Below are 22030 nucleotides of genomic sequence, written 5' to 3' on the forward strand. Positions count from 1 at the left end.
GACGGGCCTTGGACACTGGCCTGAAGCCCAGCCGATCGACACCTCCCTCACGTGGCTGGCCTTCGTTACACGGTGCGACTCGTGTCGCACGCTACAGAGAGCTACTTGTCACTTAGCCGTAGCTGTGCGAGCGCAGGGCCGTCAGGGCGATCGTGGGAGCGAGGCGAGGATGGCGTCGAGGCCGAACTCGAAGACGTCCCGCTGGGTGAAGGTCGGGAAGTCGACGGTGGTGGCGTGCATCGCCGGGTACACCTCGGCCGGGAGGCGGGCCCACTGTTGGCGGACCCGTTCCCAGTGCTGCGGGTCCTCGTCCCAGGCCCGGCGGACGGGGTAGAGCGTGGCGCAGCCGAGGACGAAGCGGATCAGCGTGGCCAGCAGGCCGATCGCCGTCCGGTGGTCGACCCGCAGTCGCTCCAGGCGGGCGTAGATCTGCTCGGACATGCGGGCCTCGATCTCGCCGACTCCGTCGGAGGGGGTGTTGATCTGCAGGAGGACAGGGTGCGTGATGAACAGTTCGAAGTAGGCGTGCATCACCTGCCGGAGCCATTCGACGTCGTCGAGGCCGGGGTCGGGCCACCGGAATCGGCTCAGCAGCTCCGCGGTGACGGCGAGGAGGATCGCGTCCTTGTCGCGGAAGTGCGTGTAGAGCGACATCGGGCGGACGCCCAGTTGGTCGGCGAGCCGACGGATGGTCACCGCGTCCAGTCCGTCGCGGTCGATCAGTTCGATCGCCGCGTGGACGATGGCCTCGGGGCTGAGGGTGCCGCGGGGTGCGCGAGCGGGCGTTGTCTTGCGCCTGGGCGATGGCATCGGGGTTCCTGATTCGTTCGGGACCGCAGTTCCATTACTGTACCGTACGCTGTACTGTTCCTGGATCGAGACTGATTCCAGGAGGTCGGATGTCCACACATGCACTCCCCGCCACTGCCTACGACCGAGCTGAGCGGATGCTGCTGCACAACCGGTCCCGGCTCGCCCTGCGGGCCAAGGCGAAGCCCGTCTGGATCGGCGGCGGCGAGAGGTTCTGGTACCGGGTCGAGACCGAGCGGGGCGGCGAGTTCGTGCTGGTCGACCCCGCCGCCGGGACCCGGGGGCCGGCGTTCGACCCCGAACGGCTCGCCGCCGCGCTGGCGTCCGCCGCCGGCCAGCCGGTCCAGCCGTACGCGCTGCCGTTCCGGGCGATCGAGTTGGCGGACGGGACGGTCGCGTTCGACGCGTTCGACGCGCGCTGGACCTGCCGGCTGGCCGACTACCGGTGCGCGCGGGACGAGAAGCACGTCCAACCCTCACCGCTGGAAGTCGTCTCGCCGGACAAGAAGTGGGCGGCGTTCCTCCGCGACCACGACCTGTGGGTGCGTTCGGTCGAGACGGGCGAGGAGTTCGCGCTCACCGCCGACGGCACCGCGGATCGCAGCTACGCGGCCCAACCCGACGCGGCGGTCCCCACGCACCTGCTCGGCAAGCTCGGTCTTGCGGACATGCCGCCGGCGCTGCTGTGGTCGCCGGACTCGGCGCGCGTCCTCACCCACCGCACCGACCAGAGCGATGTCGCCCTGATGCACCTGGTCGAAGCCGTCCCGCCGGACGGCGGCCGGCCGCGCCTGCGCAGCTACCACTACCCGGTCCCCGGCGAGCCGATGGCCCGCGGCGAGTGGATCGTCTTCGACATCGCGTCCCGGACCGCGACACCCGCCAGGACCGACCCGTTCCTGCTGCCCTACCTGTCACCTGTCACGCTGAAGAAGGCGTGGTGGGCCAAGGACAGCGCGGCCGTCTACTACCTGGATCAGCCCCGTGACCTCCGGACGCTGCGGCTGCACGCACTCGACCCGGCGACCGGCGAGGTGCGCACCCTGGTCGAGGAGCACGGCGACACGCGGGTGGAGGCCGCGCAGGAGGTCGCCCAGAAGCCGATCGTGCACGTGCTCGCCGGCGGCCGCGAGACGCTGTGGTACTCCCAGCGCGACGGCTGGGGGCACCTGTACCGCTACGAGGACGGCGCGCTGGTCGAACAGCTCACCCGAGGGCCGTTCGCGGTGCAGGAGATCGTGCACGTCGACGAGGCGGAACGGGCCGCGTACGTCGTCGTCTCAGGACTGGTCCAGGCCGACCCGTACCGACGGTCGCTGCTCCGGGTCGGCCTGGACGGCGGCGGGACCGCCAAGCTCACCGACGACGATCTGGACCACGTGATCACCGCGCCGGAACACGGCCGCTGGTTCGTCGACTCCGCGTCGACCGTCGACACCCCACCGAGGATCACCGTGCGTGACCGGGGCGGAGCCGTGCTGGTCGAGCTGGAACAGGCCGACATCACACCGCTGCTGGCCGCCGGCTGGACGCCGCCGGAGCGGGTCAGGACCCTGGCCGCCGACGGCGTCACCGAGATCTACGGCGTCCTCTACAAGCCCCACGGCTTCGACGCCGCGCAGCGCTACCCGGTGATCGACCACCCCTACCCGGGCCCGCAGACCCACCGGGTGGCGGCCTCCTTCGACCCGGGCGCCTACGGCTACGACGCCGAGGCGGTGGCGGCGCTGGGCTTCGCGGTGCTGGCCGTCGACGGCCGCGGAACGCCCGGCCGGGACAAGGCCTTCCACGATCACGCCCACCGCAACATGGGCAGCGCGGGCGCACTCGAAGACCATGTCGCGGCGCTGCGCCAACTCGCGGAAACGCGTCCGTGGCTGGACCTGGACCGGGTCGGTGTCTTCGGCCTCTCCGGCGGGGGGTTCACCACCGCCCGCGCCCTCCTGGCGTTCCCCGACTTCTACAAGGTCGGCGTGGCCGAGGCCGGCAACCACGACAACCGCCACTACCACGCGCTGTGGGCCGAGACCTACGACGGACCGTTCGACCCGGACGCCGGGGCCCGGCTGTCCAACACCGAGCTGGCCGGGAACCTGGTCGGCAAACTACTGCTCGTCCACGGCGACATGGACGACAACGTGACACCGCATCTGACGATGCGGCTGGTCGACGCGCTGATCGACGCGAACAAGGACTTCGATCTGCTGATAGTCCCCGGCGTCGAGCACAGCTTCCTCGGCCGCAACGGCTACGTCGCCCGCCGCCGCTGGGACTACCTGGTGCGCCACCTCATGCACCGCGAGCCGCCGGCCGGCTACCGGCTGGCGGACGTCCCGCTCTCCCTGGAACGGCTCGAAGTCCTCTTCAGCTGACGTGGAAAGGACCTTCCCCATGCCCACCTTGATTTTGTCGGGTCATATGGGAGCCACTGCTCCGGTGTGAACGGGAGCCAGGTGTAGGCCATTCGTGGCGGTGATGTACTCGACCCCGGTGGGTGTTCTTCGGCGAATTCGGGAGCCGTTCCGGCGAGATTGGGAGCCACTGATCGGGTGACCTGTTGGGCCCGGCTGGAGTGTCCATGGGGGGTGGTGGCGTCGGTAGGGTGTGATTGCGGGCCCAGGCCGCCTCCCTGACAAGTCGCGGCCGGGGCCTCACCCTGGATATGCGGAAGGGCTGGACCCGTGGGGTCCAGCCCTTCCGGCTGTGGCAGCAAATTGGACAGTGAGATTCGTTCTTCTGGGTTAGTACTCCAGCCGTAGATCGTGATCACGGATGGGAAGGTCAGGCCCGGGACGCTCCGAGGAATCGCAGCACGGCCAGGACGCGGCGGTGGTCCGCGTCGACCACGGGCAGGTCGAGCTTGGCGAAGATGTTGTTGATGTGCTTCGCCACGGCGCTCTCGCTGACCACCAGCGCCTGCGCGATGCCGGCATTGGAGCGCCCCTCGGCCATCAGGCCGAGCACCTCCCGTTCGCGGGGGGTCAGCCGCGCGAGCGGGTCGCTGTCGCGCCGCAGCAGCAACTGGGCGACGACCTGCGGGTCCAGGGCCGTGCCCCCGTCCGCCACTCGCCGGACCGCCGCCACGAAGTCGGCGACATCGGCAACCCGCTGCTTGAGCAGGTAGCCCACACCGCTGGTGTTCGCAGACAGCAGGTCAGCCGCGTACCGCTCCTCCACGTACTGCGAAAGCAGCACCACCGCCGTCCCCGGCCAGCGCCGACGGATCTCCATCGCCGCCCGCACCCCCTCGTCGGTGAAGCCGGGCGGCATCCGGACGTCGACCAGGGCGAGTTCGGGCCGGTGCTCCGCCACCGCCGCCAACAGCCCCTCCGCGTCGCCGGCTTCGGCGGCGACCTGGAACCCGCCCATCTCCAGCACCTTGATCAGGCCGACCCGCAACAACACCGAATCCTCGGCGATCACCGCGCGCACGGCAGCTCCGCGGTGACGGTGGTGGGCCCGCCAACGGGGCTGCTGACGTGGAAGGCCCCGTCGAGGGAGCCGACCCGCTTGGCCAGCCCGGTCAGCCCCGTGCCGGCGGCGGCGTCGGCACCGCCCAGCCCGTCGTCGGTAACGCGCACTCGCAGCACCTCGCCGACCTGACGGACTATCACCTCCGCGTGCATCGCGTTGGCGTGCTTCGTCGCATTGGTCAGCGCCTCAGAGATCACGAAGTACGCGACCGACTCCACGCTGGGCGCCACCCGCTCCTCCAGATTGACCCGCAGCCGCACCGGCAGGGGCGTGCGGGCAGCCAGCCCGGACAACGCCGCGTCCAGACCTCGGTCTTCGAGCACGGCCGGGTGCAGCCCCCGCACCAGATCATTGAGTTCGGTGATCGCCTCCTTCGCCTCCAGGTGCGCTCTCGCGATCACCTCGCGGTCATCACTCGGCAGGTCCGGGCGGGTGGCAAGGGCCAGACCCAGGTTGACCGCGAGAGACACCAACCGCTGCTGGGTGCCGTCGTGCAGGTCGCGCTCGATCCGGCGGCGCTCCGCGTCGACGGCCTCGATCAAGTCGGTCCGGCTCACGGCCAGCTGATCGACCCGCTCCTGGAGCCGCTGCGCCCGGCTGGGCCCGAGCAGGCCCAACGCCAGCCGCGCCTCGGCCCGGGCTACTGCCCGCGCGGTCCAGGGCAGGGCGCACAGGAGGAGGAGTCCAGCCGCTGTGTAGGCCGGCAGCTGGGTCAGGTAGCCGAACCAGTCCTGGCGGATTCCGGTTGGCAGCGCCCATGACCAGGCGTAGGCGATGACGCCCGCCAGGCACGCTGCTGCCACCGCGAGCACCAGCAGCTCCAGCAGCGCGAGCAGCGGGCCCAGCAGGAGGTGGTAGCCGATCTTGCGCCAAGGCCGCGTCGCCGCGAGCCACCGGGCGGTCGAGGCCCACGTCCATTGTTCCGGCGCGGTGGGGGTGAGCCGGGGGACGTCCACACCGATGAGCACCCGGTAGCGAGCCCGCTGAACGGCCGTCAGCACCGGGGTTCCGAGCAGGACCAGGGCGGCCGACATGGAAACCGTAAGGAGCCAGTTCCCCGTCCTGGCGGTAGTCGCCGCCGCCCAGGCCCACACGGGCACCAGCGCCAGGTGCGGCAGCACACCAGCGGCAAGAAAGCAGGTGTCCCGCCGCGCCCGGAGGACCGTGCGTCTCAGTCGAGCTGGAATCGTCATGGCACGACGCTAGGGCACCGCACGAGGACGGGGCCATGAAACCTGTACCCGATCTCATGGTGAACCTAGTACCAGCTGTAGATCTTGATCTCGGCCTGTGGGCGGACAGCATCTCGGGTCGGCAGGTCGGCTTCTGCTGGCCGCCGGCAGGTAGACCGGGCCCGGTGGAACAGGTACTATGCCCCGGTGCGAACGCGCTGGTGATCAGCGCCAGTTCGCCTCCCGCGACGAACTGGCCGAGGCCATCGACACCTTCGTCTTGGCCTACGACGAACACGACGCCAAGCCCTACCGCCGGACCTACGACGGCAGCCCGCTCAAAGCCGCATGAACCCCCGAAGGATCAACGCGGCGCTGGACTAGGACTGGAAGGCTACTTCCGGATTGTTCGGCGAGGGGCCGTCCAGCAGCGGACTGTGGATCCCCTTCAGCGTCTGGTCGAAGAACGCCGTCACGTACTCGCGGGTGATCGCCACCCCGCGTTCCGGGGAGAGGGGCCCCGTCGGGAGCCCGGCCTGCTCCTGAAGCACGTCCAGGTCGGAGAAGCTGAAGTGGTCGGCGCCGACGACCGTCAGCCACTTCTTGTAGCCGCCGAGGGCGGCCCAGGCCCGCCCCGCGATGCCGTCGCCGCTGCCGGGCGTGTGGCCGTCGCTACCCAGCATGAGGAAGGGCCGGTTGATCTGGCCGGGCATCGGGACCGGGTGGAAGGCGCCGTCCATGTCCACTCCGGCCCGTACTCGCGGGTCGGCGATCATCGTGGCGGCCGCCGCCGCTCCGCCGAGGGAGTGTCCGGCCATGCCGATCTCGTGCTTGTCGATGAGGTGTGCCAGGCGCCACGCGGTGTTGCCGTGCGTCAACTGGTCGATCACGAAGGACACGTCCCGCCCGCGGCTGACAGCTTCGGCGTCGAAGTCGATCGTTTCCGGGTGATCGCAGATCGCGCACGGCGGCGTCTGGCCGTTCGCCAGCGTCTCGCCGCTGTCCTCGTAGGTGTGGCCGATGAGCGCGACGACGTAGCCGTGACTGGCCAGGTCGGTCGCGAGCGAGGTGAGCATCATGCGCGGGTTCTCGGCCGCGGCTGAGAGGACCACCAGCGGATGCTTGCCGCGTTGCGGCCGCGCGCCGTCGAAGGCGTGAGTGGTGACGCTGGAAAGGGTCTGCGGGGTGACGCCGTAGCTCGCCGGTATCTTCCGGCGCTCGGTGATTCCGGCTGCCTCGGCGAGGGTCATGTAAGGGGCCGGAGTCCCGGTCCCGGGGACGGCCGGGTAGACCATCGTGACGGTCAGTTGGCGGGGGCCGGACGACGGCACCCACGGGTCGAGGCGGCTCGTGTCGGTGAGGTGGATGATGTCCTCGCCGGCGGCGTAGGGGCCGGTCGGCGCGGGGAGCGTGCCGTGGAAGGACGGCGTGGACGCGGTGGCCGTGGCCGTGGCCGTGGCCGGTGCGGTGTCGAACGCGTGCGTGGCCACCGGTGTGGCCGACGGTGTGGTCGTGGCGGCGAACCCGGCGCCGGTTCCGGTGATGAGGGCGGCGAGCGTCAGCACCGCGACAGCGCTGATACGGCGATTGCGTTTCATGGGATCGACGCTAGGACACCTCGACGGGGGTCTGCCATGAGCCTGGCACCCGAATCCATGGTGGCACCAGTGCCACGGTTGCTGATTCTGTAGTCGGACAAGAGAGGCGCGTCGACGATGCCGTTCTCCTGGGTGAAGGCGGCGATGAGGGACTGTCAGGCGATGTTGTCGACCGCTGCCCACCCAGCCCCTGCCCACCCTCATGTCCACCCCCGGTGACGCCGACCCCGCCTACGTGCTCACGCAGAGATTCGTCCAACAGTGCGTCAGTTCTTGGCTGGGAAGAGGGATTCCTGGGTGGCCTGGTAGCGGTAGGACTCGGTGCCGGTCCGGATCAGGGTGCAGCGGAAGGTGATCCGGTCGGCGATGGCCGCGCAGAGGCGGGCGTCGCCGAAGGTCTTGTCCCATCCGGTGAAGGGTGAGTTCGTGGCGACCGCGGTGGCCTTGCGCTCCTCACGCTCGGTGAAGATCTGGAACAGCAGTTTGGCTCCCTTGCGGTCAAGGTTGAGGTAGCCGAACTTGTCCAGGCACAAAAGGTCGATCTTGCTGTAGCGGGCGATGACAGAGGACAGGCGGCGGCTGGCGTCGGCTTCGGCGAGCTCGTTCACCAGCGCGCTGGTGGTGGTGTAGTGCACCGACAGGCCGGTCTCGGCGATGGCGGTGCCGATGCCGATCAGCAGGTGGGACTTGCCGGTGCCGGAGTCGCCGATCAACACCAGAGGCCGGCCTTCGCGGACCCAGGTCGGGGACTTCAGGTCCGCGACGACCTCGGGGGTGATGTTCGGGTTCTTGGAGAAGTCGATCGCGGCTAGACGCTCGTTCAGCTCCGCCTGCGGTTCGACCGCAGGAGGCGGGACCAGGTGTTTGCGGCGGAACCGCCCGCCCTCGTGCTCCCCCCGCCCTTCTCGTGGGCACCGTCCTCGCCGGGCGCACAGTAGAACGCGGAGAACTGGTACCAGGACTTGAACGACGCCCACCGCGCCGACTCCAGCCTGGCGCGGCCGAACAGCACCTGCTTGACCGCCGGCTTCAAGTTGTCGTAGCGGATGTGCACCGACGGCACCCCGCCCAGCACGGTGAACGCCTCGACGTGGCCTTCCAGGAACGCCTCCTGGGACGCTGTCGCGTAGACCCGGTGCACCGCCTTGCCCGAGTAGGAAAGCCGCAGCGTGAACAGCACGCACTTGCGCCGCTGCCCGGCCAGGTCCAGCCAGAAGTCCGCGAAGGCGACCTCCGCCTCCTCGCCCGGCCTCTTCGCCTGCGGCACCATGCCATCGAGATGCCGCCGGCCCTCCAGAGCCTCCGCGCGGATCTGCGGGCGTCGCTTGGACACGTAGTCCCAGACCGTGGTCGAACGGGCCAACTCGAAGTCGTGCTCCGCAGCCAGACGCTCCATGATCCGCGGGATCGTGTGCTTCTGCTTCGCCGGAGCGTCCAGGTCCTCGCGCAGCATCGCGTCGATAAAGCCCTTCACCGGCTCCAGCGCAGCGTGACGGCCAGACGGCGCAAGCCTCCACGATTACTCCGAAAGCGGCATGCTCCACACCATCACATCGGTTGGCTCCCGATCTCACCGGAGAACCCCTGGCTCCCATTCACCCCGAAGCCGTGGCTCTATTTCACCCCGGTAAAAACACCCACCTTCTCTGCCCGGGCCCGGCCCTTCTTCTCGAACCGCGGGTAGCCGACGGCCCGGCCGGCGCGACGGCCGGCCGGCGAGTCGAAGTTGGTCGGCGAGACGGCGCGTGCGCCGCTGATAGCGCTCGATCAGGCCGGGAAGCTGCTCGCGGAACGTCTGCCGCGGGCAGCCCCGGCCCGGGCAGACCGTGCGTCGGACCCGCACGGCTGCGACGGCCCGCCGCCCGTCCACCGGCACGTCCGCGACCACCCGCCCGTGGAAGGCGTGCACCTGCCCCGTCGGCCGTCCGTACATCGGGCACGGCACCGGATCGTCCCCCGGTGCGGACGGCCGACCCCGGGCAGTGGAGGGTGATCCGTGCTCAGGCGGTCGCGTCGAGGGCCGGGGGCTGCCAGTTGTACGTCCGGGCGGAGCGGTTGAGCAGGGTGCGGGCCGGGAGGAGGCCGGCGAGGGTGAGGGCGGCGTCGCGCAGGCGGGTGGCGGCGGGGGTGCGGAGGGCGACGAGGCCGCCGATGCGGCGGGAGCCGGTGACGATGGCGGTGGTGCGCGGGAGGCGTGCGGCGGTGTAGGCGGGGAGGCTGGTGGCCGGGTCCGCGGCGGGGGTCAGGGCGGAGGCGAGGACGACGGCGTCCTCGACGGCCTGGCAGGCGCCCTGGCCCTGGAAGGGGCACATGGCGTGGGCGGCGTCGCCGAGGAGGGCGACCCGGCCCTGGTGGTAGGCGGGCAGGGGGTCGGAGAGGTCCCAGACGTCGTGGCGCAGGACGCGCCCGGGTTCCGCGAGCGCGAGGAGTTGGGGCACGGGCGCGCACCAGGTGCCGTACCTGCGCAGGAGCTCGGCCTTCTCGTCGCCGTCGGCGGCGCGGGCGCCGGCCGGGGCGAGGGCGGCGCCGTACACGTAGACCCGGCCGTCGGCGAGCGGGACGACGCCGGCGAGCTGTCCGCGTCCCCAGACCTCGCCCACGGCATCCGGCCGGCGGGTGGGGGACACGATGGTGCGCCAGGTGGTGAAGCCGCTGTAGCGGGGGCCGGGGTGCTGCGGGAAGAGCTGCGCGCGGGTGGCGGAGCGGAGGCCGTCGGCGGCGACCACCAGGGCGGCGGGCCGGTTCCCGTCGGGGGTCGAGACGACGGCTGGTTCGGTGGTGCCTCCGGGGGTGACGAGGGCGGCGGGCGAGTTGGTGCGGACGGTGCCGTCCGGAAGGGCGTCGACCAGGGCGGCGATGACGTCGGCGCGGGCGACGGCGGTGATCGTCTCGCCGAAGCGGGCCTCGAAGGTGGCGGTGTCGGTGCGGGCGAGCCAGCGTCCGGAGGGGTGGCGCAGGCCGATGGCGGGATGTGCGGTGGCGAGGGCGCGCAGGCGTTCGCCGACGCCGAGCCGGTCGAGGGCGCGTAGGGCGTTGGGGGCGAGGGCGAGTCCGGCGCCGACGGGTTCGAGCGAGGCGGCGCGCTCGTGGACGGTCACGGGGATGCCCTGGCGGTGGAGGGCGAGGGCGGCGGAGAGTCCGCCGATGCCGCCGCCGATGACGATCGCCTGATACGCGTCCATGAGTGAACCCCTCTCCCGACACTACGGCTGTAGTGACCACTTCCCGCACCGTACTACACCTGTAGTTGGGATGGGCTAGTGTTGACGTGAATGGGGTTCGGGCCCGCCCCGGGTCGAGACCCCCTGAGGAGAGAGGCCGTGATCGGATCCATGACACCGCCGCGCCCGACGCTGATCGCCGACGCCGCCATCGCCCTGATCGCCGAGCGCGGCCTGCGCGGGCTGACCCACCGCGCAGTGGACGAGGAGGCCGGACTGCCCGCCGGCTCGACCTCGAACCTCGCCCGGACCAGGGCCGCCCTGCTCGACCTCGCCCTCACCCGCATCGTCGAACGCGAGGCCGGAGGCCACCCGCTCATGGCCGGCGGGCCCCCGCCGGACGCCTGCCCGCGCAACCTGCTCGCCCAGGGAGTGGCCGAGTTGCTGCACGAGGCGCTCACCACCGGGCGCAGCCTCACGCTGGCCCGCCTCGAACTCGCCCTGGAAGCCACCCGCCGGCCCGAACTGCGCGCCGGCTACGACCGGCTGGGTGCGCGCTTCACCGACACCGCTGCCGCCCTGCTGGCGCGGAGCGGCTCGGCCGACCCCGTGGCCGACGCCCAACGGCTGATCCGCTGGTGCGACGGGCTGCTGTTCAACGGCGCAGCGGGCAGCGGGCACTGGCACGTGCCGACACCGGAGGAACTGCGCGGCGAGGTCGCACGCTACCTCGCCGCACTGCTCGACCGGGGACTGCTCGACCGGGCCTGACCGGCCGGGACCGATCGACCGTCGCGGACGCAAGATCCCTGAACCACGGCAGCGGCCCAAAGGCTAGCGTGAGGCGAGGATCTTCGATCGAGTCCCATGAGCTGAATGAACGGCAGAGGGGTGCGGGGGTGCGAATGGCACTGGAGATGATCCCGGACCGGCCCGGTCGGGAGGTCGCCTTCGAGCCCAAGCTCGATGGGCTCCTTGCGATCTTCTGCCCTGACTGGGTGATGCCGCAGACCACGGCGGTGAGGGCAACGCTCGGCGGTGTCGTCACGGCGGTGGGGGCCGGTGGCTTCGCGGTCGTTCCGGTGGATCGCCGACCCCTTGAGCGGCAGCGGTGGTGACGTGCCAGCTGACGGGGAGGGTGAGTGGTGACTTGCTCGGGGATTCGTCGTCCCAGGCGGGTTCCTGTCCTTCGGCGAGGCGCAGTCGCGGGAAGCGGTCGAGCAGGGCTTCCAGTCCCACGGCCATCTGGGCCCGGGCCAGGTGCGCGCCGATGCAGTTGTGTGCACCCCGGCCGAAGGCGAGGTGCGGGTTCTCCGCCCGGCACAGGTCGAGCCGGTCGGCGTCGGTGAACACCCGCTCGTCGCGGTTGGCCGAGGCGAGGACGGGCAGAACGGCGTCGCCCGCGCGGATCCTGCGGCCGTGCAACTCGATGTCCTCGACGGCCTGGAGGACCACGACGCCGTTCATGACCGGTACGTACCGCAGGAGTTCCTCCACCGCGCCGGGTATGAGGCCGCGGTCGTCGCGGAGCCGGGCGTACCGGTCGGGCGCGGCCAGCAGGGCCACCACGGCGTCGGCCAGGAACATGGTGCTCGTGCGGTAGCCGGCGACCAGCATCGAGAGCCCGAAGGTCACCGCGCTCTCCCCGTCCAGGGTGCCGGGCCCGCACGTGTGGACCAGCCCGGTGAGGACGTCGTCGGCGGGCTCGCGCCGCTTGCGGTCGAGCAGTGACGCGATGTACTCGCGCAGTTCGGAGGTGACCTCGCGGCCCTCGTCCAGGGTGACCATCGCCCCGAGGGCGGCGTCCGCCCTGGGCAGGAAGTACTCGCGGTCCTCGTAGGGGATGCCCACCAGCTCGCACATGGCCAGCAGCGGGAAGGGCTCCAGGAAGCCGCCGACCAGGTCGCCGGGCTGCCCGGCGGCCGTGAAGTCGTCCAGCAGCCCATCGGCCGACCGGCGCAGCCGCGGCAGCCGGCGCCGGACGGAGCGGACGCTGAACGGCTCGGCCAGAGCGCGGCGCAGGGCCCCGTGGCGGGGGCCGTTCAGTTCCATCATCGTGATCAGGCCCGGCTCGTCGTCGTCGGCGGCCCGGTCAGGTCGGGGCGGCCAGTCGTTGATGGTCGGCCGGATCAGCCGGGGGTCCGCGATCAGGTTCCGGACGTCCTCGTAGCGGGTGGCGTACCAGGCGGTGGCGCCGATCGGCAGCCGGACCTCCGTGAGCGGGCACTCCCGGCGCAGCCACCCGTACTGCGTGGGCGGGCCCATGGTGCCCGGCGGCGGGAGGGGCAGGTCGATGGCGGGCAGGTTGATGGCGGGCGGGTCGGCGGCGGGTTGCGGCGGTGAGCTGCTCACTGGCGGTGCTCCCTGGTCGCGTACGAGGTGGTCGCGTGGGAGGTGGTCGCGTGCGAGGTGATCGCGTGCGAGGTGGCCGGTCGGGTCTCACCAGCTGACCGGTAGGGTCAGCGGTGACTTGGTCACGGATTCGTCGTCCCAGGCGGGTTCCTGTCCTTCGGCGAGGCGCAGCCGCGGGAAGTGGTCGAGCAACGCCTCGACTCCCGCGGACAGTTCGGCGCGGGCCAGGTGGGCGCCGAGGCAGTTGTGGGCTCCTCGTCCGAAGGCGAGGTGGCCCCCGCGGCCCGTGGTCGCGCCGGCCCGGTCCAGGTCGAGCCGGTCGGCGTCGGCGAACACCCGCTCGTCGCGGTTGGCGGAGGCCGGTACGGGGATGACGGCGTCGCCCTCGCGGATCGTCCGCCCGTGCAGTTCGATGTCCTCGGTCGCCAGGAGGATCACGGTGCCGTTCATCACCGGCATGTAGCGCAGGAACTCCTCCACCGCGCCGGGCATCAGCTCCCGGTCGTCGCGCAGGCGGGCCCACAGGCCAGGCCGGTCGAGCAGGGTGTGCACGGTGTCGGCCAGGAAGAAGCTGCTGATGCCGAAGCCGACGGTGAGCATGGACAGCCCGAAGGCCATCACGTCGTCGTGGGTCAGCTCGCCGTCGTCGCACCGGCGGACCAGCCGGGTCAGGACGTCGTCGCCGGGCCGGTCCCGCTTCCGGGCGATCAGTGCGGCGACGTACTCGCGCAGCAGGCCGGTGACCCGGCGCCCCTCCTGCGAGGTCACCATGCCGCCGAGGGCCGCGTCCAGCACCGGGAGGAACCGGTCCCGGTCCTCGAAGGGGATGCCGACCAGGTCGCAGAGCACGAGCAGGGGGAAGGGGTCGGTGAAGCCGGCGACCAGGTCGCCGGGCGGGCCGTCGTCCTCGAACGCCCGCAGCAGTCGCCCGGCCAGCCCGCGGATGCGCGGCAGGTGGTCGCGCACGGCCCGGGAGCTGAACGGCTCGGCCAGCGCCCGGCGCAGGGCCGCGTGCCGGGGGCCGTCGAGCTCGGCGATCGTGACCAGGCGCGGCCCGTCGTCCGCGGGTTGCCCGGGACGCGGCGGCCAGTCGTTGATGGTCGGCCTGATCAGCCGGGGGTCCGCGAAGAGCATCCGGACGTCCTCGTGCCGGGTGGCGTACCAGGCGGTCGCGTCCATCGGCAGCCTGACCCTAGCCAGGGGGCAGTTCTCGCGCAGCCGCGCGGACTCCTCGGGCGGCCCCATGGTGCCCGGCGGCGGGAGCGGGAAGTCCAGGACGTCCGGCTCGGCGCCGGGCCCCCGCGCACCGGGCGGCCGTGCGCTCATGAGTGCGCCCCTTCCGGGTGGCGGGGGCAGGGGCGTTCGATGTAACCGGTGGTGTAGAAGTACTCCAGGTAGCGGTCCAGCAGCTCCGCGTCGACGGGAGGGCAGTGCAGGCCCGAGGTGGCCAGGTCGTGCTCGACGTTGGCCCGCCCGACGGTCGGGAAGGTGCCCTCGAAGTACATCTCCTTGACGGACATGTCGGCCTGCTTGCAGCGGTCCACGCACAGCGAGACGAACGGGGCCGTGGGGCTCGTGGGGTGCTGCGCGACGTGGCGGACGAGCTCGCCCACCCACTCCTCGTAGGGGAGGCGGGAGATCCGGTGGCCGGCCCTGTCCATCCGGTCGAGCATGTCGCACAGGCTCGCGGCGCGGGGGTTGGTCATGTGGTAGGTCCGGCGCGTGGCGCGGTGGGTGGTGGCGATGTGCACCAGGGCGTCGGAGAGGAAGTCCACCGGGACGAAGTCCAGCGGCAGCCGGATGTCGGGGGCGAGCCCGGTCTCGCTGATGGTCTTGAACAGCGAGCAGATCGCGGTGTCGGTGTTGCACGCGCCGGTGTGCCGGTCGCCGGTGATCTCGTACGGACGGTAGACCGCCACCGGCAGGCCCTGGTCCTGGTCCGCGGCGTCGCGCAGCACCTCCTCGGCGACCCACTTGCTCTCGGCGTAGCCCATGGTGAGCCCGTCGGCGTGGTCGAGCGGCAGGTCCTCGTCGACGTGCCGTACGCCGGCGGTTCCGAAGCCGGCGAGCACCGCGATGGTGGAGAGGAAGTGCACCGGCACCCGGCGCCCGGCCGCCAGTCGGATGAGCTCCCTGGTGCCTTCCACGTTGGTGCGGCGCAGCGCGTCGTACGGATAGATGAAGTTGACCTGCGCGGCCGAGTGGATCACCAGGTCGACGGTGTCGGCGAGTTCGTCGGCGCGGCCCGGCTCCAGTCCGAGGCCGGGCTCGGCGAGGTCGGCGGGGAGGCACACGACGCGGTCGGCGGCTTCGGGGGTGGCGAGGCCGAAGCGGGCGAGGTTGCGCATCACCTTCTGCCGGGCGTGGGCGGGGGCCCGGCTTCGCACCGGGCAGCACACCCGGGCGTCGGTGCGGCGCAGTAGCGCGTCCAGAAGGAAGGCGCCGACGAAGCCGGAGGCGCCGGTGAGCAGCACCTCCGCGGGGTGGTGCCAGTCCGGCTCCGGCCCGCGCGGTTGCGGGAGGGTGAAGCCCAGCCGTGCCTCGGCGCGGAAGTCCACCGGGCCCGCGTCGGCGTTCACCCTGCCGGGCGGGCCCTGGACGGCGGCGACGGCGGCGGTGAAGTCCTCCAGTGTCGGGGAGCGCAGCAGGCTGTGGACGAGGGTGCGGCCGTGCCGGGCGTCGAGGCCGAAGGCGGCCAGCGTACGGGTGACGGCCTCGGCTGCCAGCAGGGAGTCGCCGCCGATGTCGAAGAAGCTGTCGCCCGGCGCCGGGTGCACACCCAGCACCACCTGCCAGATCCGGGCCACCGTGTCCTGCGGGCCGGACGCGGTGCCGTTCACCGTCGCCGGGACGGCCGCCTGCCCGGTCGCCGCCAGGCTGCGCAGCCGGGCGCGGTCGACCTTGCCCCCGGCCGTCACCGGGAAGCGCGCGAGTTCCACCAGCCGCGCGGGCACCGCGGGTGCGGGCAGCCAGGCGGCGAGACCGCTGCGGATGCGGTCCAGGGTCAGTGCCTGGCCGGGGCGGGCCGGGGTCACGTACCCGATCAGGGCGTCGCCCTCCCGTTCGACGACGGCCTCGCCCACCGCGTCGTCCGCGCGCAGCCGCGCCTCCACCTCGTCCGGCTCGATGCGGTGCCCGCGCAGTTTGATCTGCCGGTCCACCCGGGCCCGGTACTCCAGTACGCCGTCCGGGCGCCGGACCACGCGGTCACCGGTGCGGTAGAGGCGCGTACCGGGCTCGACGAGGTCGTCGACGAAGCGCTCGGCGGTCAGCCCGGGGTCGCCGAGGTACCCCAGGGCGAGCCCGTCCCCGCCGACGAGGAGCTCGCCTTCCTCGCCGGTGTCGGCGAGCGTGCCGTCCGGGCACAGCACGTGGCAGGTGGAGTTCTCCAGGGGGAGGCCGATCGGCACGGCCGTCGCCTCGGGAGGCAGGTCGTGCAGCGCGTGTGCGGTGGACACCACGCTGTTCTCGGTCGGGCCGTAGAAGTTGACCACGGTGGTGTCCGGGCAGGCGGCCAGTATCGCGCGGGCCAGTTCCGCGTCCATCGCCTCGCCTCCGGCCGAGGCGAACCGCAGGGACCGCAGCGCCGAGGGCCTGGTGCGCGCGATGTGGTGGAACACCCCGGTGGTCAGGTAGGCGATGCTGACCCGCTCGGAGAGCAGCAGCGATTCCAGGGCGGTCGGCGACAGCAGTTCCTCCTGGTCGGCGATCACGATGCAGGCGCCGGCGAGCAGCGCGGGCCAGATCTCGATCGTGGAGGCGTCCGAGGAGAGGTCGTAGGCGTGCAGAACCCGCTCACCGGGCCGCGGCCGCTGCCGGACCAGGTCGGAGGCGGCCAGCCGGACGATTCCGCGGTGCGGGATCGCCACGGGTTTGGGGCGGCCGGTCGAGCCGGAGGTGAACATCACGTAGGCGCAGTCCGCGGGGAGCACCCGGGCCTGCGGCACCGCGGCCGGGGCGGTCGGGGCCAGGCCACCCAGGTCGATGCGGGAACGCACGCGCCGGATACGGCGGGAGCTGCCGGGCAGCGTGACGACGGTGTGCACCCCCGCGTCCTCGGCCATCGCCTGCAGGCGCGCGGGTGGTGAGGCGTCGTCGAGCGGGACGTAGGCCGCACCGGTCTTGAGGATGCCCAGGAACGCGACCAGCGCCTCCGGAGAGCGGGCCCCGCACACCCCGACCGTGTCGCCGTACCGCACGCCGGAGTCGTGCAGCCGGGCCGCCACCGCGTCGGAGCGGAGCTTGAGTTCGCCGTAGCTGATGCCGCGGCCGTGCTGTACGGAGGCGATGGCCCGCGGGCGGTGCACCGCCCGGGCGTCGAACAGCTCGTGGAGGCAGCGATCGCGTGGATACGGCACCGCCGCGGCGTGCTCGGCCGTCTCCTGATGCGTCGTTGTTCGGGTGTTCATCGGGACGTCACGCTCTCTGCCGCACACGGACCGCGCGTGGGTGGCTACGGTTCGAACTCCTTGGCGAAGGCGGCGAAGTCGGCGGTCCGCCATCTCTCGGGCCTCATGCGGATGAGGACGTCGTCGGCCAGCTGCCGCCGGTTGGCGTCCAGGTACGCCGCCGCCGTGTCCGCGTCCAGATACCGGCAGGCCAGCTCCTCGCGTGCGGCCGGCGGCAGCGGGTCCTCGACGGCCACCACCGGCCCCTCCACGCTGACGTAGCGGTAGGGCGCCGACTCGACCTGCGCGCAGAGGCTGAACCGGCCCGCGCTGCGGATGAGCCGGGCCTTCAGCGTCGTCCGCCCGGTCTGGATCGTCACCAGCCCGCCGGGCCGGTAGGAGTACCAGAGCGGGACGAGCAGCGGTCCGCCGCCGTCGCGCGCGTCGTCCACCCCCAGGATTCCCACGTGCGGGCTTGCGAGGAACGCCTCCCGGGCTTCGACCGACATCCTGAGATCCACTGGTACCGCCTCGATTCGGCAGGAGCCGCATCCGGTATCGATTCGCGCAAGGGAGCGTGAGCCGGCGGGGCCTCGGGGCGGCCGGCGTGTGACCGCCGCAGGTCCGTGCGGGTCCTCGGTCCTTCTCGTCCGGTGCACACGGCCTTCGGGAACCCGGTGGGGCGGCCAGGGCCGGGCCGGGCTCTCCCTTCCACGTTTCCACCACACCCGGGTGGCTCGCATCCCGGCGGCCGCGCACGCGGTGCCTCCGCTCCCCCGCCGAAGAGCACGGCGGGCGCTGCGGGGGGATCCTGCCAGTGCCGGCCGTCAGGTGGTTCCCGGCTGGTTCCAGGAGAAGGAGGGGCACATGAGGGCGGCCATCCGGGCCGAGGGCCTGGTGAAGGACTTCGGCGACGTACGGGCCCTGGACGGGGTCGACCTGGACGTGCCGGAGGGGACGGTGCTGGGCCTGCTCGGCCCCAACGGCGCCGGCAAGAGCACCACGGTACGGGTGCTCACCACCCTGGTGCGGCCCGACGCGGGCAGCGCCCACGTGGCGGGGGTGGACGTGCTCAAGCACCCCGGCCGGGTCCGCAGCCTGCTGGGCCTCTGCGGCCAGTACGCGGCGGTCGACGAGTACCTCACCGGCCGGGAGAACCTCCAGATGGTCGGCGAGCTCTACCAGATGCGGAGCAGGGACGCCAAGGCGCGCGCCCGGGAGCTGCTGGAGTGGTTCGACCTCGACGAGGCGGCCGACCGGCCGGCCAGGACCTACTCCGGTGGCATGCGCCGCCGGCTCGACCTGGCGGCCGCGCTGGTGGTGCGGCCCCCGGTGATGTTCCTCGACGAGCCCACCACCGGTCTGGACCCGCGCAACCGGCTGGCGCTGTGGGAGGTCATTGAGATGCTGGCGGCGGAGGGCACCACCCTGCTGCTCACCACCCAGTACCTGGAGGAGGCCGACCGGCTGGCGCACGACATCGTCGTGGTCGACCACGGCCGGGTGATCGCACGCGGATCCGCCGACGACCTCAAGACCAGGACCGGCGGCGAGCGGGTGGAGGTGGTGGTCCACGACCGCGAGCAGATCGGTGCGGCCGTCGCGGCGCTCACCCCGTACGGTGGGGGCCCGCTCAGCGTGGAGCAGCACACCCGGCGAATCCTCGTGCCGGTGGACGGGGGCGCCCGGGTGCTCGCCGACGTCATCCGCGAGCTGGACGGGCTGGGCGTCCTCATCGACGACATCGGCCTGCGCAGGCCCACCCTCGACGACGTCTTTCTCTTCCTCACCGGCCACGCGGCCGAGGAGAACGAGCTGGGAAAGCCGCCTCGGACGGCTTCCGGGGCCGGGCGGCGCCGGTGGGCACGGAACGCCCGTGGGAACTCCCGGCGGGGGCTTCGGCGCTCCCACCGGAAGTAGTAACTCCAGTGATGGTCGAAGCAGTGATGGTCAAGGGAGTGGAAACCATGGGACAGCTGGATGGGAAGGTCGCCGTGGTGACCGGGGGCTCGGCCGGGATCGGTCTCGCCGTCGTCCGTCGGTTCGCCGCCGAAGGTGCCACCGTCTACTCTCGCCGGCCGGCGCAAGGCCGAGCTGGACGAGGCCGTGGAAGCCGAGAGACAGGCTGCGGCCGCCGAACTCGCGGACGACTACGAACGTAAAGCCGTGGCCGCAGAGCTGGCTGCGCCGGTCCGCGCCGGTCCGCGCCGGGGGAGGAGGGGGAGGAGGGGGAGGAGCCTGCGGTGGTCCCACTTCACCGCCTGGATCCGCGGCCTGCTGGCCGGGAAGCGATCAGCCGGCGCCGACGATCAGCCGCCCGAGGCGCGGCGGAGGCGGATCAACGCCGTCCCGGCCGGTCCGGAGAACGCCGGAAGGCCGGACGGCTCGACGATCGTCGTGTGCCCGCGCAGCGGGCGGAAGCCTGCGGCGCTCAGCACGGCGAGGGTCCGCTGGTATCCCTGGGCGCCGTTCAGGAATTTCGGCGCGGTGGCCACCACGCAGGGCCCGCTGCCGGCGCGTGCCACGAGCTCGCCCAGCAGCAGCACGCCGAGACCGGGATCGTCCCAGCCGTCGTCGAACGTGAACTCGTTGACGATGAGGAGGTTTCCGAGGTCGCCGTACGGCCCTTGTCCGAGCATCTTGCGCAGCACCGTGGTGAACTCGGACCGGTCGTTCTGGTTTGTGAGCGCATCCCGGTGAACCGCGCTGATCACCTCCGACCCGCGCGGGATTGTGTTCTCCAGGTCGGCCAGGAGCGCCGTGCTCACCGACCCGCTGTCCATGGGGATCTGGCAGAGACCCAATAGGGCGACTTGGCTGAGACCGTCGTTCGGGGGACGCCGGATCTCGGCGGCATCCCGTTCCTGCGGGTAGCGGGCGAGCAATCGGTAGGTCTGCGAGCGTTCACCGGCTGCCAGGACCGGGCCGATCTCGCAGGTTATGGTGAGGTGCAGCCGATCAGGGTCACCAGGAAGCCCGGTGGACAGCGGAACTGTCGGGGTGTCAGTCACGATGCGCCTTTCTGCGGACCCGTACGCGAACCGGGCGATCCGCAGGCTGACAGAGGTGCGCCACGGGTGCCCGACCATTGGCAGTATCAGCCGAAGTCCACGGAATATGCCAGGGTGCCGACGAACGGCTCCCGGCCGCATGGGCCGGCCGCCCGGCCGGGGGCGGGGTCTGTCGGTAGCTCAAACCCGGGACGTAGGTCCTCCAGCCCGAGGCGGAGAGACCCCCGCCCGCCCGTGTGCACGCCAGCGTACGGGCGTGGTTACGCAGTTCGTCGAGTGCGCCGAGGTCGTTGACGTTGACGATCTTGTCCTCGGCGCCGGGCGGGAGAGTCTTCCCGTCCGGGGTGACGGCGACCGCGGTGATTGCGCCGGTCCGGGTGCTGGTACCGCCGAGGTGTACGTCAACACGCTGAGGTCTTCGGCCGGTTCACTTGTCGAGGCGGTGTCCATGGACACCAGCCTGTACCACTGAACGACTGACCGCTCGGCCGGCCTCCCCGGTCAGCGTCCGACCGGGACGACCGGGGAGACCTGCGCGACAGGCCAGCGGGGGCCGCCCGGGCCGCCCTGCCACGCCCACTGTTCCTCGGGGGTGACGGTGATCCCGTAGTCGTACAGGTGCGGCGACCCGAGCGCCTCCCACTGGGACCAGGCGGTCATCACCTCGTCGCCGATCCGCCGCGGCCCGCCCTGGAACAGCACCGCGCCCCCACCACCGTCCGTGGACAGCGCCGCCCACGAGCGGTCGCCGTCGTGGAACCAGACGTTGACACCGTCCTCGTCCCGTCCCGTCAGAACGACGGCGTCCGGGACGGCGACGCGCACCGCGAAGCGCAGGTGCCAGTCGTCGGCCAGCGGCGCCGGATCGCGTTCCACCACCCGCCGCACCTCGGGCTCGCCACCACCGCGCACCGCCGTGTACGTGGCGTGGTCACCGCGCGTCGGAGCCGGCCCGCACCGGTCGGCCATGAACTGCGCCAGGCCCTGCACCCAGCCCGTCGCGCTGCGTCCGTCGTCGGCAACGGTGAGGGCGACGTGGCCGAGCCTGCCCCAGGGGTAGACGATCCGGCCGCCCGGCTTCGTCGCCTCCACCCAGTCCCACGGGACGGCCTCGACGGCGTAGGTGGCGTGGAGCCGGTCGACTCTGGCGCCGTCGGGCGGCCCCGCGTGGGTGGCGTCGCCGGCCAGCACCTCGGCGTCGACCCCCGCGGCTGCCAGGCGCTCGCGGGCGAACGCCGCCAGCCGCTCGTCGACCTCGGTCGACACCACCCGGCCGGGTCCGGCCCGCCAGGCCGCCAGAGCACAGGTCCAGCCCTGCCCGCCGCCGACGTCCCACACCGTGTGCCCGGGCTCCAGCATGAGGCTGTCCAGCATGTCCGCCACCACGCCGGGCGCGGACAGGCTGGAGGACGGCAGACCGTCGGTGACCTGGGTGATCGCCGCGGCGTTGACGTCGCCGTACAGCTCGTCGGCCCACCCGGCCGCATCAGTGGCGCGGTCCATCGCCACGTAGGCGCGATCGTCCCAGCGCCACAGCCGATCCGGTGCGAACAGGTCGCGCGGCAGCGCGGCCATGGCCTCCCGCAACCACGGCGAGTCCTGGGGCCACGCCCCGCCTTGCTCCATCGCCGCGTCCATGCGCACCCGACGCTCCACCAGATCGGCGTCGGGGCTCACGACTTCTTGTGCTTCCCGCCCGACGGCGGCGCGGGAGGCACCTGCCCGTCCTGGTTGCCCGGCGGCGGGCTCCCCTTCTCAAGCGGCGCTGGCGGCTTCTGGTGATCGCCCATGCTGCTCCCCCTTCCTTCCGCGTACACGCTGACTGGCCGACCATCCTGGCGCAGCCCGGCGCCGGCCGGTAGACGGCGTGCGGTCGCACTTCGAGGGCGTGCGGGTCTCGGGCGCGCGCATCCCGGGAGCGCGGCCAGGTACGGGCAGAACCGGAGCCCGCCGTGCCGCAGACAGCTCCCGCCGGGCGCCTCGCCGCACCGGAAGTACGGCGACGGAGCCCGCCGGGTTGCGGCAAGTCGTCAGCGGCAGTGGGCCGCACCTGTCATCGCTCTC

General features: G+C 72.1%; 18 protein-coding genes and 2 pseudogenes. 6 read left to right on the plus strand and 14 right to left on the minus strand.

Annotation, left to right across the window (positions count from 1 at the left end):
* Positions 1-141 precede the first annotated feature (141 nt).
* Positions 142-810: a TetR/AcrR family transcriptional regulator gene (locus ACIOGZ_RS26690; protein WP_363587922.1), complete on the minus strand. Its 669-nt coding sequence runs from the start codon at positions 808-810 to the stop codon at positions 142-144.
* Between the two features lie 89 nt (positions 811-899).
* Here ACIOGZ_RS26690 and ACIOGZ_RS26695 point away from each other — a divergent pair, with 89 nt between their 5' ends.
* Complete coding sequence (locus tag ACIOGZ_RS26695) at positions 900-3182, plus strand: DPP IV N-terminal domain-containing protein (RefSeq protein WP_400987646.1); 2283 nt, start codon at positions 900-902, stop codon at positions 3180-3182.
* Positions 3183-3591: 409 nt separating this feature from the next.
* Here ACIOGZ_RS26695 and ACIOGZ_RS26700 read toward each other — a convergent pair whose 3' ends face one another.
* Both ACIOGZ_RS26700 and ACIOGZ_RS26705 read right to left on the minus strand, forming a co-directional pair.
* On the minus strand, positions 3592-4242 hold the full coding sequence (locus tag ACIOGZ_RS26700) for a response regulator transcription factor (protein WP_363633514.1): 651 nt from the start codon (positions 4240-4242) through the stop codon (positions 3592-3594).
* Positions 4230-5477, minus strand: a complete 1248-nt coding sequence (locus ACIOGZ_RS26705) for a sensor histidine kinase (protein ID WP_400987648.1) — start codon at positions 5475-5477, stop codon at positions 4230-4232. Before ACIOGZ_RS26705 ends, ACIOGZ_RS26700 begins: the two co-directional genes overlap by 13 nt.
* Before the next feature lie 178 nt (positions 5478-5655).
* Between ACIOGZ_RS26705 and ACIOGZ_RS26710 the strand changes: the two genes are divergently transcribed.
* On the plus strand, positions 5656-5808 hold the full coding sequence (locus ACIOGZ_RS26710) for a hypothetical protein (protein WP_363587930.1): 153 nt from the start codon (positions 5656-5658) through the stop codon (positions 5806-5808).
* Between the two features lie 28 nt (positions 5809-5836).
* On the opposite strand, the gene ACIOGZ_RS26715 is transcribed toward ACIOGZ_RS26710, so the two are convergent.
* From ACIOGZ_RS26715 to ACIOGZ_RS26735, 5 genes and pseudogenes are all read right to left on the minus strand, one after another.
* Entirely contained in the window at positions 5837-7054 is a 1218-nt protein-coding gene (locus ACIOGZ_RS26715) for an alpha/beta hydrolase (RefSeq protein WP_363633516.1), read from the minus strand.
* 266 nt (positions 7055-7320) lie between these two features.
* Positions 7321-7989, minus strand: a complete 669-nt coding sequence (locus ACIOGZ_RS26720) for an ATP-binding protein (protein WP_400987760.1) — start codon at positions 7987-7989, stop codon at positions 7321-7323.
* Complete coding sequence (locus ACIOGZ_RS26725; RefSeq protein WP_400987650.1) at positions 7875-8528, minus strand: hypothetical protein; 654 nt, start codon at positions 8526-8528, stop codon at positions 7875-7877. The genes ACIOGZ_RS26720 and ACIOGZ_RS26725 overlap by 115 nt, the downstream gene beginning before the upstream one ends.
* A 207-nt stretch (positions 8529-8735) precedes the next feature.
* Positions 8736-9008: pseudogene (locus tag ACIOGZ_RS26730) on the minus strand (ISL3 family transposase); the annotation flags it as partial.
* Between the two features lie 46 nt (positions 9009-9054).
* Positions 9055-10236 (minus strand): FAD-dependent monooxygenase, encoded by a 1182-nt coding sequence (locus tag ACIOGZ_RS26735; RefSeq protein ID WP_400987652.1) that lies wholly within the window; start codon positions 10234-10236, stop codon positions 9055-9057.
* Between the two features lie 138 nt (positions 10237-10374).
* On the opposite strand from ACIOGZ_RS26735, the gene ACIOGZ_RS26740 reads away from it, so the two are divergent.
* Positions 10375-10986, plus strand: coding sequence for a TetR/AcrR family transcriptional regulator (locus tag ACIOGZ_RS26740; protein WP_400987654.1), 612 nt, complete (start codon positions 10375-10377; stop codon positions 10984-10986).
* A 273-nt stretch (positions 10987-11259) separates the two neighbouring features.
* Here the strand turns inward: ACIOGZ_RS26740 and ACIOGZ_RS26745 are convergent, their stop codons facing one another.
* The 4 genes from ACIOGZ_RS26745 to ACIOGZ_RS26760 all read right to left on the minus strand — a co-directional run bounded on the left by ACIOGZ_RS26745 (position 11260) and on the right by ACIOGZ_RS26760 (position 17464).
* Positions 11260-12567, minus strand: a complete 1308-nt coding sequence (locus ACIOGZ_RS26745; RefSeq protein WP_400987656.1) for a cytochrome P450 — start codon at positions 12565-12567, stop codon at positions 11260-11262.
* An 87-nt stretch (positions 12568-12654) separates the two neighbouring features.
* Positions 12655-13893 (minus strand): cytochrome P450, encoded by a 1239-nt coding sequence (locus ACIOGZ_RS26750; RefSeq protein ID WP_363587942.1) that lies wholly within the window; start codon positions 13891-13893, stop codon positions 12655-12657.
* Entirely contained in the window at positions 13890-16976 is a 3087-nt protein-coding gene (locus ACIOGZ_RS26755) for an amino acid adenylation domain-containing protein (protein WP_400808633.1), read from the minus strand. Before ACIOGZ_RS26755 ends, ACIOGZ_RS26750 begins: the two co-directional genes overlap by 4 nt.
* Positions 16977-17020: 44 nt before the next feature.
* Positions 17021-17464 carry a pyridoxamine 5'-phosphate oxidase family protein gene (locus tag ACIOGZ_RS26760; protein ID WP_363587946.1) on the minus strand — a complete coding sequence of 148 codons (444 nt, stop codon included), beginning with the start codon at positions 17462-17464 and terminating at the stop codon, positions 17021-17023.
* Between the two features lie 358 nt (positions 17465-17822).
* On the opposite strand from ACIOGZ_RS26760, the gene ACIOGZ_RS26765 reads away from it, so the two are divergent.
* Together ACIOGZ_RS26765 and ACIOGZ_RS26770 are read left to right on the plus strand one after the other, a co-directional pair.
* Positions 17823-18875 carry an ATP-binding cassette domain-containing protein gene (locus ACIOGZ_RS26765; RefSeq protein ID WP_363633166.1) on the plus strand — a complete coding sequence of 351 codons (1053 nt, stop codon included), beginning with the start codon at positions 17823-17825 and terminating at the stop codon, positions 18873-18875.
* A 47-nt stretch (positions 18876-18922) separates the two neighbouring features.
* Positions 18923-19065: pseudogene (locus ACIOGZ_RS26770) on the plus strand (SDR family NAD(P)-dependent oxidoreductase); the annotation flags it as partial.
* Between the two features lie 199 nt (positions 19066-19264).
* Here the strand turns inward: ACIOGZ_RS26770 and ACIOGZ_RS26775 are convergent.
* Positions 19265-19966, minus strand: a complete 702-nt coding sequence (locus ACIOGZ_RS26775; protein ID WP_363633208.1) for a hypothetical protein — start codon at positions 19964-19966, stop codon at positions 19265-19267.
* A 256-nt stretch (positions 19967-20222) separates the two neighbouring features.
* On the opposite strand from ACIOGZ_RS26775, the gene ACIOGZ_RS26780 reads away from it, so the two are divergent.
* Entirely contained in the window at positions 20223-20438 is a 216-nt protein-coding gene (locus ACIOGZ_RS26780; RefSeq protein WP_363587952.1) for a hypothetical protein, read from the plus strand.
* 29 nt (positions 20439-20467) lie between these two features.
* On the opposite strand, the gene ACIOGZ_RS26785 is transcribed toward ACIOGZ_RS26780, so the two are convergent.
* Positions 20468-21643 carry a protein-L-isoaspartate O-methyltransferase gene (locus ACIOGZ_RS26785; RefSeq protein WP_400987658.1) on the minus strand — a complete coding sequence of 392 codons (1176 nt, stop codon included), beginning with the start codon at positions 21641-21643 and terminating at the stop codon, positions 20468-20470.
* Positions 21644-22030 lie beyond the last annotated feature (387 nt).

The sequence above is a fragment of the Kitasatospora sp. NPDC088160 genome, from assembly GCF_044741445.1.
GTDB lineage: Bacteria > Actinomycetota > Actinomycetes > Streptomycetales > Streptomycetaceae > Kitasatospora.

Bases quoted from the DNA above. Each gene is read 5' to 3' on its own strand.
- ACIOGZ_RS26765 (WP_363633166.1), top strand. From the start codon at position 17,823: ATGAGGGCGGCCATCCGGGCCGAGGGCCTGGTGAAGGACTTCGGCGAC.
- ACIOGZ_RS26755 (WP_400808633.1), bottom strand. From the start codon at position 16,976: ATGAACACCCGAACAACGACGCATCAGGAGACGGCCGAGCACGCCGCG.
- ACIOGZ_RS26750 (WP_363587942.1), bottom strand. From the start codon at position 13,893: ATGAGCGCACGGCCGCCCGGTGCGCGGGGGCCCGGCGCCGAGCCGGAC.
- ACIOGZ_RS26760 (WP_363587946.1), bottom strand. From the start codon at position 17,464: ATGTCGGTCGAAGCCCGGGAGGCGTTCCTCGCAAGCCCGCACGTGGGA.
- ACIOGZ_RS26690 (WP_363587922.1), bottom strand. From the start codon at position 810: ATGCCATCGCCCAGGCGCAAGACAACGCCCGCTCGCGCACCCCGCGGC.
- ACIOGZ_RS26715 (WP_363633516.1), bottom strand. From the start codon at position 7,054: ATGAAACGCAATCGCCGTATCAGCGCTGTCGCGGTGCTGACGCTCGCC.
- ACIOGZ_RS26705 (WP_400987648.1), bottom strand. From the start codon at position 5,477: ATGACGATTCCAGCTCGACTGAGACGCACGGTCCTCCGGGCGCGGCGG.
- ACIOGZ_RS26710 (WP_363587930.1), top strand. From the start codon at position 5,656: ATGCCCCGGTGCGAACGCGCTGGTGATCAGCGCCAGTTCGCCTCCCGC.
- ACIOGZ_RS26695 (WP_400987646.1), top strand. From the start codon at position 900: ATGTCCACACATGCACTCCCCGCCACTGCCTACGACCGAGCTGAGCGG.
- ACIOGZ_RS26735 (WP_400987652.1), bottom strand. From the start codon at position 10,236: ATGGACGCGTATCAGGCGATCGTCATCGGCGGCGGCATCGGCGGACTC.